The sequence below is a fragment of the Salinimonas profundi genome (assembly GCF_014750655.1).
Lineage (GTDB): Bacteria > Pseudomonadota > Gammaproteobacteria > Enterobacterales > Alteromonadaceae > Alteromonas > Alteromonas profundi_A.
Map to the genome: position 1 here is coordinate 108,763 of NZ_JABBXD010000010.1, position 11,919 is coordinate 120,681.

An 11,919-nucleotide genomic window follows, 5' to 3' on the forward strand; every position below is an offset into this window, starting at 1 on the left:
TAGTGATGTTAAAGTTTGATAAAGATTGGTATTTATCTACTAATCCAGATGTTCAAAGAAATAATATTAATGCATTCCATCATTACATGCGTTTTGGTAGAGCTGAGGGGCGACTTCCATTTGCTCTAGATTCGTTTGATTTAGAGCAAAAACTGTGGGCATCTGATTTTCAAAAAACATACTTGAGTAAGCTCACTTATAATGCATCAAATTCCGAGTTAGGCATCGAATGTTCATACTCCAATTGGGCTCTGTGTAGATGGTACGCGAGTTTTGGGCAGTGGTCGTACGCTTATAATTTTCTTAAAGGTTTTTTTTACGATTATGAGCTGTATAGCTTGGTCAATGTAAACTCAATTCATCTTTTAGCATTTTCTTGTTGCTTCAATGTCGCGGATTATGAATTTGCAAGAAAAATAATATACTCTCCTTGTTGGATAAACTCTAGCGAAAGACTCCTCGCTGAATCGATGTTGCTTAATGGTAATAAGAAACTCGAGTGTATAAATCGACTTTTTGAAATTTATGATTTATCACCGCTTTGTAGTGATAAAGCTCCCTTCCTTGAGAGTATTAGTTCCCTTGTGGTTACCGAAAACAGGTTGTTAGACCCGTTGGTTACGATCATTATCCCCTGCTACAACGCTGAAAAAACAATAGCTACCGCACTTCGCAGTCTCTTAAATCAGTCATATCAACGTATTGAGATTATCGTGTCTGATGACTGTTCGACGGATAATTCGAAAGAGATAATTAGTGAATTTAGTAGAAAAGATAGCCGTGTAAAGCTTTTATCGCTACCGAAGAACCGGGGTGCATATGCAGCTCGTAACAAGGCGTTGAATATTGCAAAAGGAAGTTTGATTATGACTCACGATGCGGATGACTGGTCGCATCCGCAAAAGATTCGACTTCAAGTTGATGCATTAAAGTGGAATCCAAAACTGGTGGCTTCAGTCTCTCATTGGGTTCGCACAACTCCTGATATGACATTTCAACGCTGGCGCATGGAAGAAGGCTGGATTTATCGAAATGTATCATCTCTGATGTTTCGGCGAAAAGTGTTCAAAAAGCTAGGCTATTGGGATCTTGTATCAGTCAATGCTGATACTGAATACTACCATCGCATTAGAAAAGTGTTTGGTGATAAAAGCATCGTTGAAGTAAAGCCTGGTGTCCCACTTTCCTTCGGCCGAGCAGACGACGCATCATTAAGCCAAACTAAAGCAACCCATCTACGAACTCAATTTCGCGGTGTAAGAAAAGACTATCATGATGCAGCTATTAATTGGCATGCAACCGCAAAAAAGCTGTATATGGAAGAAGATCCTGATAAGCGGCCATTTCCTGTACCAATTCTCATCTTTAGAGGATCACCTTCAGCGCGTAAAAGCAACTTAATGCTCAAGTTGCAAGCGGCTTCGGCGTTTGACTGTGACTGGTATCTCAAGAGATACCAGGATTTGCGTGTGGCAAAGGTCGATCCTATAAAGCATTTTATTCAATTTGGTTTAGATGAAGGTCGAGACCCATCTCCACACTGTTCTATTTCTGGTCTTGCTCTTCTTGAACGCTCAGACTATATCACTGCGGTTGAAAACTATGTAGAAAACATCAAAGACAAGTCGGGACCGGTTTTTTTGCCTGGCAACAATAAATGGTATGAAGATAAAAATACCATAATCGCAATTGGTCATCAGGTCACGAACGAGTTATTCGGCGCAGAACGAAGCTTTTTAGATTCTTTGGAAATACTTCACAAACTAGGATTCAACTTGGTTGTAGTGCTGCCGTTTGCAAATGAAGAGTATATTAAGGCTGTTTCTTCCTGGGCGTGTTCGGTCGTTGTAACTCCGTATGGTTGGTGGGATAAAACAACGGAGCCTGTCGAAGAAACAATTACGGCTTTCAAATCCATTTTTGCCAGATACCATGATGCACAAGTATACATAAATACATTAGTTCTTTGTGAGCCTGTTATCGCAGCAGCTCAGATGGAACTGCCTACGACGATTCATGTAAGGGAGCTTCTTGAGTATGATAGCGATCTTTGCAATATTCTTAACGCCTCCCATGAGGACTTGAGGACTTGGTTAGGTAACACAACTTGCTCTTTTCTCGCTAACTCTCAGATTGTTGCCAGTTGGTTACCCTACAAGCAAGACATTTCGGTTATACCTAATTTTGTTCGTTCGAATACGTTAGCGTATAAAAAGCTTCCCGAAAGTAATCAGTTTAAGGTTGTGGTGTTAAGTAGCAATCTGCCCAAAAAAGGCATCGAGGACATCATTGCAGTAGCTCGGCTTTGTAATGAAAAAGATTCTCGTGTTGTTTTTGAACTACATGGTCCTGAAAATTCCTTCGTACAAAGCTGGCGTAAGAAGGGCTTGCCAGAGAATCTAAACTTTTGCGGCTATGCAGAGGATGCCAGGCAGGTAATTGATGGTGCACACTGTGTCCTAAACCTTTCACATTTTAAAGAATCGTTCGGACGTACGGTGTTAGAGGCGATGGCTTCCGGTAGGCCTGTCGTGGCTTATCGCTGGGGAGCATTGCCTGAATTGATTGATGATACCTGTGGTATACTAGAAGACTTTGGCGATATTCAGGGAGTTGCAGATTCACTGATTAATCTCGCAAATAATCGAGAAAAACTTACCTCACTGGGTATTGGCGGTTTTATCAAAGCCAAGCGTAATTACACAGAAGACGCTGTTAGCAAGTCCTACCAGGCACATTTTAATTTCTCTGACTAAACAGCTACAAGATAAAAATTGGAAACATCAATGAGCAGTAAATATTTTGGTACGGATGGTATTCGAGGGAAAGTTGGGCAACTTCCAATGACTCCAGAGTTTGTGATGAAGCTTGGTTGGGCTGCAGGAGTAATTTTGTCCGCATCTGGAACAAAAGAAGTACTAATCGGAAAAGATACTCGTGCTAGCGGATACATGCTTGAGTCTGCGTTAGAATCAGGATTATCTGCCGCCGGCGTTAATATAGCCTTGGCGGGACCTATTCCAACCCCTGCAGTTGCTTACCTCACATCAACATTCCATGCTGATGCCGGAGTAGTAATTAGTGCCTCTCATAATCCTTACTATGATAACGGCATTAAATTCTTTTCTCAGGCGGGAACAAAACTGTCTGATGAACAACAACAGCAGGTAGAAGAAAAGCTGGCGTACGCGCTTAGCAATGGTATCGACTGTGTCAGCTCAGATAAGTTAGGCAAAGCAAGAAGAATCGAGGATGCAGCAGGCCGTTATATTGAGTATTGCAAAGGGACATTTCCTTCTAACTTAAGTCTTCAAGGTATGAAAATTGTTGTGGACAGTGCCAATGGCGCTGCTTACAAAGTTGCACCGTATGTACTTTCAGAGCTTGGCGCCGAAATAATATCTATTAACGATAAGCCCAATGGGGTCAATATAAATCAAGAGTGTGGCGCCACTTCACTACGTATGTTGCAACAGGAAGTAATAGCTCAATCAGCGGATGTCGGTATAGCGGTCGATGGTGATGCAGATCGCATTATTATGGTTGATAACGTGGGAGACATAGTTGACGGTGATGAAATTTTGTTTTTGCTTGCGCTTGCTGCTAAGCAAGAAGGCTACGAAGGGGGCGTTGCTGGAACCTTGATGTCCAACCTTGGCCTTGAGAAAACCTTAAAGTCGCTAAATATTCCATTTACGAGAACAAAGGTGGGCGATCGCTATGTTATGCAAGCACTTGAAGAAAATGGGTGGAAAATTGGTGGTGAAACATCGGGCCACATATTGCATTTGGATCATGCTGCGACAGGAGATGCAATTGTAGCAGCGCTTCAGGTATTAGCTATTCTAGCCTCCACTAAGGAATCATTGCACTCTCTTAAGCAAGGCATGGAAAAGTTTCCGCAAGCGCTAGTCAATATCAGGACTTCGCCAAGAGCAAATCCATTAGAAACTGAAGCCGTAACACAAGCGATTCAGTCCCTGAATAAAACGCTTTCAGGTAATGGTCGTTTGGTTTTGCGCAAATCAGGAACCGAACCTTTGATCCGTGTGATGGTCGAGTCTTCATGTAACAATACGGCGACTAGGTTAGCAGAAGATTTGGCAGCTGTGATCGAATCTCAGTTAGACTAAACAGTGAAACAATCGCTCGTCTTAGTCATAGAAAAAGTTAAATACAGGTCAATAAATAGTAGTTTTCATGCGGATAATTTTTCATTTCGGTCCTCCTAAAACCGGAACATCAGCGATACAAAAATGGCTTTCTTCCAATACTAAGTGGCTAGTTTCACAGGGTGTTCATTATCCACTGCATGGCCTAGACCAAAATGGCGTAAGCTCTGGTAATTTGAGGTCTGTTTTTTCTGGTGACAAGGGGGATTTTGAATTCTCTCCCAACTTATATCAGCGCGAAATTGAGAAAGCACAACAAAACAAGTGCCATACTTTGCTATTTTCTTCGGAATTCTTTTTTCGAAATATTGAGCTGATAAGCAAAAACGTTCCAGCAGCAGAGTTTGTTGGTTATATTCGTTTCGGGCTAGAGACGCTTCAGTCCTCATATAACCAAGCAGTGAAAAGGCATGGTCGTACAGCGCTTTTTGCTCCAGCAAGCCACACCCAATCCACATTGACTACGCTATCGAGCAAGATTGATGTAGTAGGTGAAGGTCGATTCATTTTGCGGCCTTATCATAAGTCCCTTTTTGTTAAGGGCAGTCTGGTCCCTGACTTTCTGGAAGCCATCGGTGTAGATGCTTCAGAGGTAGATACGTCTGTTGGCAGGGTAAATCCGTCTTACTCAATTGAAGCCATTGAAGTAAAGCGCTGGTTTAATCAGCTGCCTTCTGCAAGTTTACAGACTCGCTTAGACCTTGCGTTACAAGGCTACGGGAGTGGTGAGCCATTTTCTTTGTTAAATGATAAAGAATTTGAAACGGCTAAAAAGCGTTATGTGGTGCAGTTAAATAGTTTTATTGATAAACACGAGATTCATCACGGGAAAGAGTTTTTGACTTTCTGCAAAACGCAGGCCAATCATCCCTATAAAGCGCAGGAGTTGAGTAATGCGCAATTCGAAACTGTGCTTAAAACTATAGTGGCAGATAAAAAGCTAACTTACACCGCGCTCTATACTGCATATAGACTTGCCCAAAAACAGCAAGACAACCTAACTAATCCGGAAAGAATCGCTAGTTTGAATAAAGTAGTGCCAGGTTGGGTAAAACTAGTTGCAAAATGTAAGGCAGCACTCGCGTCAAAATCATCAGGGGATAGCATATGAAAGATCTTCTGATTAGGTCGGTGAAGGGAGCTTATGGTCTGCTTCCTGAATCTACCAAAAACAAACTACGGCGTCATCATCATCTTCGCGAGTGGTATGGTAGCAAACTGCGTAAATCCAGTATTGCTTATGAAGTCCCGTCGCAAAAGAAAACTCGGCAATTACACCGTGTTCATCTCGCTCATCAACAAACTAAATTCGAACGCGCGAAGCTTCCTGAGAATATCAATATTGTTATTCTAGGAGAAGGGGATGTATCAGCCACGTTGGCGTCAATTGAAGGCATAAGTAAACTATGCAATGCCGTTTATTGTGAGCTGGCTGATGAGACTTTATGTGAGCAAAGTAACCTCGATGTTTTGAATTTGAATAAAGTGGCAGAAATACTTGGCCAACGTGCCGTGCTTTTTGTCCAGGCGGGCAACGAGGTCATCCACGCGGCTCTTACTCACGCCCTACTAAACCTAAACGAGTCAGACGCTTGGTACTTCGACAGCTACGTAGATAACAGTGCCGGAGTGTTAGAGAAATACGAGCTTTTACCGGACTGGAGTCCCGAGTTACTTTTATCCACGGGTTATGTAAAGCGGGCTTTATTGGTCGCGCCACATGCTATTCAATTAGCTGAATCGCTTGTTGAGTGCAATGATGTAGCCCTGGGTTTAATTGGCGAATATCTTCGAACACCAACCCTCTTGCTCAATCGTATCCCGCTGAGCGCTATTTTTGCTAAACAGCCGCAGCAAAAAGCACAGGTCAAAAGCTACTTTCACCGCACCGAGCACCTGTTCAAAGCCTACAAATTCGACGTCGAAGCCAAGGGCAAGGACGTTGTCTCGGTAAGGTGGCCTTTGCCAACCTCGCCGTTAGTATCGTTAGTCATACCAACCTTCAATGGTCTCTCATTAGTTAAAGCTTGCATAGAGTCAATTCTGGAAAAGACCACTTACAAAAACTACGAAATTCTTTTGGTGGATAACAACTCTAATGATCCGGAATGCCTGGCTTATTTTGATGAACTGGACAGACATCCTAAAGTTCGGTTATTGAAATACCCACACCCTTTCAACTACTCAGCCATCAATAATTTTGCCGTAAAACAGGCCAATGGCGAAGTGGTTGGTTTGGTGAATAATGATATCGAAGTTATTTCACCGCAATGGCTTGAATACATGGCTGGCCACGCGATGCGTGGTGATATCGGCTGTGTAGGTGCAAAGCTGCTCTACTCAGACGACCGAATTCAGCATGCCGGGGTAGTTTTAGGGTATGGCGGTGGTGCAGGACATGCACACAAATATTTTCCAAGATATCATCCCGGTTATATGAATCGCTTGATTGCGACACAAAATTACAGTGCAGTGACAGCTGCTTGTTTGCTGGTTAAAAAGTCAAAATATGAAGAAGTTGGTGGCTTAAACGAAAAGGATCTGCATGTTGCCTTTAATGACGTTGATTTTTGTCTGAAAGTGCTGGAAACAGGCGTTCGCAATGTCTACTGCGCCGAGGCCGAGCTCTATCACCACGAATCTGTGTCTCGGGGGTTAGATATCTCGGAAGAAAAAGCGGCACGGTTCAATCGTGAGCTGACCTATCTTCGCACTAAATGGAAAAAATATATCGACCATGATCCGGCTTACAATCCGAACCTGACGCTGAAACGGGAGAATTTCGCTATCAAAGGTAAGGAAGAGTATTAAACAAGTTGCTGTGAAGTCTGCCTATAGTATTTTTGCGTTAAGGACGCGCTTGGTGTACTTTTGCGGCGCGAAACAACAGATGCTCAAAGCTACTGCATATTGTTAGTCTAGGTGCTTAACACTACACAGGGGATCTCTGCATAATGAGAAAGGGAATAATCTTAGCGGGCGGTTCTGGCACGCGTCTTCACCCATTGACTAAAGTGGTTAGTAAACAGCTCATGCCTGTTTACGACAAGCCAATGATCTTTTACCCGCTGACTACGCTCATGATGTCAGGCATCCGGGATATTTTGATAATCACCACGCCAGATGAACAATCCCGTTTCATTGAACTAATTGGTGACGGGGCAGGCCTCGGACTTAATATTCAATATGCTGTTCAGGCTAGCCCTGATGGACTTGCTCAGGCATTTTTAATCGGTGAAGAGTTCATCGGCAGCGACAGCTGCACATTGGTGCTGGGCGACAATATTTATTACGGCCATGATCTGCGCCTTTCCTTGCAAAACGCTTTCCGGCAGGAACATGGTGCCACAGTATTCGGTTATCATGTAAATGACCCTGAGCGTTACGGCGTTGTGGATTTTGATGATAACTGGAATGCTATTTCTATTGAAGAAAAACCTTCAAATCCTAAATCTAGCTACGCCGTAACCGGCCTTTATTATTACGATAACCGCGTGGTGGATTTTGCCAAGGAAGTGAAACCATCTTCACGTGGAGAATTGGAAATTACAGATTTAAACAATCTGTATCTTCAAGACGGTTCACTGAAAGTAGAGCTGATGGGGCGTGGTTCTGCATGGCTGGATACAGGTACACTTGATAGTTTGCTGGATGCCGCCAACTTTGTCGCCGCAATTGAAAAACGCCAGGGGCTAAAAGTGTGTTGCCCTGAAGAGGTCGCTTACAGAATGGGTTACATCGATGCAGAGCAACTTGAAAGATTAGCGGCCCCTCTGAAAAAAAGTGGATACGGCGACTATTTACTGAAAGTTATTCACGACCGCGTTAAGTAGCTAGAGTTTAAAACAAGAGTTTATTCATGCAAGTAGTTGAGACATCTATCGCAGATGTAAAAATCATCGAACCTAAAGTTTTCGGCGATGAGCGCGGTTTCTTCATGGAAACCTTTCGAAATGATTGGTTCAAAGAACATTGTGCTGACGTTGAGTTCGTACAGGATAATCATTCAAAATCACGGCAGGGTATACTGCGCGGTCTGCACTATCAGTTGAAACATACTCAGGGTAAATTAGTTCGGGCCACAAGTGGTGAAGTATATGACGTTGCCGTAGATATGCGAAAGAGTTCAAGCACCTTTGGCCAGTGGGTGGGGGCTTATTTATCGGCGCAGAATCAGCGCCAGTTATGGGTACCGGCAGGGTTCGCGCACGGATTTTATGTAACCAGCGAATCAGCCGAATTTGTCTATAAATGCACGGACTATTACCATCCCGAATCTGAAGTTTCAGTGAAGTATGACGATCCGATATTAGGCATTGAATGGCCTCTGGTAAATGGTGGTTCGCCTTCTTTATCAGCAAAAGATACTGATGGTCTGTCATTTCAAAAAGCACCAACTTTCTGAGGCATAAATATGAAAATTGTAGTGATTGGGAAGTCTGGTCAGCTTGCTTCTGAGCTTAAAGCAATACTAGGTGATGAAGCAGTTTTTTTAGGGCGAAATGATGTCGATATCAGTGATCGCGATCAGTTAGAAAGTAGCTTATCGAAACATGCGCCGGATGCCGTTATTAATAGCTCAGCCTACACCGCTGTTGATAAAGCAGAAAATGAGCTAGAAGAGGCTTATCGAGTAAATGCCTCCGGCGTTGCTAATCTCGCTGAAGTATGTCGGAAGGCGGGTTACTTTTTAGTGCATGTCTCTACGGATTACGTATTTAACGGCACGAAGGGCAGTCCTTATCAGTCAGATGATACGATCGACCCGCAGGGAGAATATGGCAAAAGTAAAGCTGAGGGTGAAAAAGCGTTATTGTCCACATTGCCCGGCGGCAGCTGCTTGCTCCGTACAGCCTGGGTTTACTCTGAGTTTGGCAATAATTTTGTAAAAACCATGCTTCGCCTGATGGCAGAAAAACCGGCATTGAATGTTATCGACGATCAAATTGGTTCGCCTACCTGGGCCAAAGGATTAGCAGAAGCCTGCTTATTTGCTGCTCGCCACCGAGTAGTGGGCACTTATCATTGGACAGACGAAGGGGTGGCAAGCTGGTATGATTTCGCACTCGCTATTCAGGAAGTAGGCGTAAATGCAGGTCTTTTAAATAGAAAAATACCTGTTCACCCTATTCCATCTTCACAGTATCCCACGCCAGCTAAACGCCCGCACTATAGCGTTCTTGATAAAGTAGCTACACGAGAAGCATTTGCGGAGATTGGGCTTCAGCATTGGCGTCAGCAATTGGCAGATATGATGTCATCTTTTCAAAGTGAGAAGCAATAATGAGAAGAACTATTTTAGTTACCGGGGGCGCTGGTTTTATTGGTTCAGCAGTGATTCGACATCTTATCAACGATACTAACCATACTGTTATCAACCTGGATAAGCTGACCTACGCTGGAAATCTCGAGTCTCTAGCATCTGTTTCAAGCAACGAGAGGTATACGTTTGAAAAAGTGGATATCTGTGATGCAGAAGAAGTGAAGCGGGTGTTAAGCACGCATCAGCCCGACCTCATTATGCATCTTGCTGCTGAATCTCATGTCGACCGTTCAATTGACGGTCCGGGCGAATTTATCCAGACCAATGTGGTTGGCACTTATACCTTACTTGAACAAGCACGTGCTTATTACGCTCAGCTAGATGACACTAAACGCCAGGCATTCAAGTTTCACCATATCTCCACCGATGAGGTGTATGGGGACTTGCCCCATCCTGACGATTTCGAAGACGATACAAACTTGCCATTGTTTACAGAGGAAACGCCGTATGCGCCAAGCTCTCCATATTCAGCATCAAAAGCATCATCTGATCAGTTAGTAAGATCATGGCACCGCACCTACAAGTTGCCGGTGGTCATTACTAATTGCTCTAATAATTATGGCCCTTACCATTTCCCGGAAAAGCTCATTCCACTGGTGGTCCTTAATGCACTTGCCGGAAAGCCGCTCCCGATTTATGGAAAGGGAAATCAGATAAGAGACTGGCTATACGTTGAAGACCACGCTCGTGCACTGGTGTTGGTAGCGCTGAAAGGAAAAGTGGGTGAAACATTTAATATCGGCGGGCACAATGAAAAACAGAATCTGGAAGTCGTAAATACGATTTGCTGTATTTTAGATGAGCTTATGCCAGGAAAATCCTCATACGCAGATCAAATCACTTATGTGGAAGACCGCCCTGGTCATGATATGCGTTATGCCATAGATGCATCAAAAATTGAAAAAGAATTGGGATGGAAGCCCAAGGAATCTTTTGAATCGGGGATCCGCAAAACTGTGCAATGGTATATTGACAACAAAGCATGGTGGCAATCAGTACAGGACGGGTCTTATCAGGGAGAGAGACTGGGAACCGGTAAATAAAAGTATTTTATTTTCTCGCTAAGATGGTAATTCAATATATTCAACAATTCTGCCGCTGAGAAACGTTGAATAGAGAAATACGTCAAACTTAGATTTTTTCAACGCGGACTGACGTGATACTTGTTCAGATTGATCCACAATAAAGCCGCTGCAAAGCGTCTTTTTTATCAAGAAAGCTTTCTTAGAATCCAATAAACACTACTTATCGCTTAGTACACCCGCTAACTCTTCATCAGAAAATCCGGCATCAATGCCGTATTGACGAATCTTATCATCAGCGACGCCAGCGTCCTGCGCTGATTCCAGAATCCGGAGTACCTGTTCACGCTGAGATGACGATCCCTTAATCGCTGTTGAAACAACTTCATCTGCCTGAGCGGGGAAAATAGCCAACAACGAATCCACCATGTATTCGCCCACATAAGGAACGGCGTCTAACGCAGTACTTAAAATCTGCACCAGCTTACTAGGGTGTTCCCGCGATAAGGTTTGCACAATGTAATCTGCTGAATTGGGCTCTGTTAGTACGGCCACACGGACAATCTCATCCAATTCATCCGGGGTCGCATTCGCTGCTGCCTGAACAACAAAGTCTACGTAACTGGGTTCAGCTTTTATCGCGAGTTTGACGATAGAAGGGCAGGAGCCTACTTCTTTATTTAAGGCTAGCTCGACTATTTCTTGCGTGGAGGCGGGCTGGGCTGAAATGGCTGCGTAAATAATTTCACGATATTTATCAGGGTAGGTATCCAGAGCTATATCAACGATAGGGACCACATCCTGGGGATAGTGACTGGCAATAGAGCGTATTGCTGTACCCACAGACATGTTTTGTGCAACCTGACGTTTTAAGAATTTTACCTGATAGGGATCTGCGACCTTCGGTTCCGGCTGACTAAATTCGGTTCCCTGTACCGACCAACTGGCAACAGCCAGTAAAGCAACGATGTACATCTTTCGCATAAACCTGATCTCCCCTGGTATTCAAACCTGAAATTTTTGTAATAAGGTGATTCACAATTTAGAACGACGTATATTCGAAAAAGTTCAAATTGGTCAGTTTTTACTATGAATGACTATAAAGTAACCGGTTGAACGCGATTTTACAATTTTATTAGTTATGACTATTGACCTAAAGTTATTTATCACTAAAATGCGCACCACTTCGACGGGACAGGCCAACAGGCAGGACAGTTGAAGGGCTTTATCAGACAGGCGCAAGCCGACATGAAAAGCGGTTTTCCAAGGCCTTCGAAATTAAGTTTCAAAAAGGTGTTGACAACGAAAACTAAACGCGTAGAATTCGCGTCCCGCTTCGGGGAGAAACGAAGCAAAATGTTCTTTAACAATTTATAACAAGACAATCTGTGTGGGCACTCGT

Annotated in this window: 9 protein-coding genes; 8 read left to right on the top strand and 1 reads right to left on the bottom strand. The window is 43.5% G+C overall.

The genetic code is table 11. From position 1 onward, the window contains the following. Window positions 1-5: 5 nt before the first annotated feature. From HHX48_RS15355 to rfbB, 8 genes are all read left to right on the top strand, one after another. Window positions 6-2,756: a glycosyltransferase gene (locus tag HHX48_RS15355; RefSeq protein WP_191026306.1), complete on the top strand. Its 2,751-nt coding sequence runs from the start codon at window positions 6-8 to the stop codon at window positions 2,754-2,756. 30 nt (window positions 2,757-2,786) lie between these two features. After that, window positions 2,787-4,133 (top strand): phosphoglucosamine mutase, encoded by a 1,347-nt coding sequence (glmM, locus tag HHX48_RS15360; RefSeq protein WP_191026320.1) that lies wholly within the window; start codon window positions 2,787-2,789, stop codon window positions 4,131-4,133. A gap of 67 nt (window positions 4,134-4,200) precedes the next feature. Further along, complete coding sequence (locus tag HHX48_RS15365) at window positions 4,201-5,283, top strand: hypothetical protein (protein WP_191026307.1); 1,083 nt, start codon at window positions 4,201-4,203, stop codon at window positions 5,281-5,283. Next, window positions 5,280-6,983, top strand: coding sequence for a glycosyltransferase family 2 protein (locus tag HHX48_RS15370; protein WP_191026308.1), 1,704 nt, complete (start codon window positions 5,280-5,282; stop codon window positions 6,981-6,983). The genes HHX48_RS15365 and HHX48_RS15370 overlap by 4 nt, the downstream gene beginning before the upstream one ends. A gap of 143 nt (window positions 6,984-7,126) precedes the next feature. After that, the gene (rfbA, locus tag HHX48_RS15375; RefSeq protein WP_191026309.1) at window positions 7,127-8,005 is read left to right on the top strand and encodes a glucose-1-phosphate thymidylyltransferase RfbA; all 879 of its coding nucleotides are present in this window, start codon (window positions 7,127-7,129) and stop codon (window positions 8,003-8,005) included. 26 nt (window positions 8,006-8,031) lie between these two features. Further along, the gene (gene rfbC, locus HHX48_RS15380) at window positions 8,032-8,577 is read left to right on the top strand and encodes a dTDP-4-dehydrorhamnose 3,5-epimerase (RefSeq protein WP_191026310.1); all 546 of its coding nucleotides are present in this window, start codon (window positions 8,032-8,034) and stop codon (window positions 8,575-8,577) included. Window positions 8,578-8,586: 9 nt separating this feature from the next. Beyond that, window positions 8,587-9,456 (top strand): dTDP-4-dehydrorhamnose reductase, encoded by an 870-nt coding sequence (rfbD, locus tag HHX48_RS15385; RefSeq protein WP_191026311.1) that lies wholly within the window; start codon window positions 8,587-8,589, stop codon window positions 9,454-9,456. Then, window positions 9,456-10,538, top strand: coding sequence for a dTDP-glucose 4,6-dehydratase (gene rfbB, locus HHX48_RS15390; RefSeq protein ID WP_191026312.1), 1,083 nt, complete (start codon window positions 9,456-9,458; stop codon window positions 10,536-10,538). The genes rfbD and rfbB overlap by 1 nt, the downstream gene beginning before the upstream one ends. A 198-nt stretch (window positions 10,539-10,736) precedes the next feature. On the opposite strand, the gene HHX48_RS15395 is transcribed toward rfbB, so the two are convergent. Further along, window positions 10,737-11,501, bottom strand: coding sequence for a hypothetical protein (locus HHX48_RS15395; RefSeq protein WP_191026313.1), 765 nt, complete (start codon window positions 11,499-11,501; stop codon window positions 10,737-10,739). Window positions 11,502-11,919 lie beyond the last annotated feature (418 nt).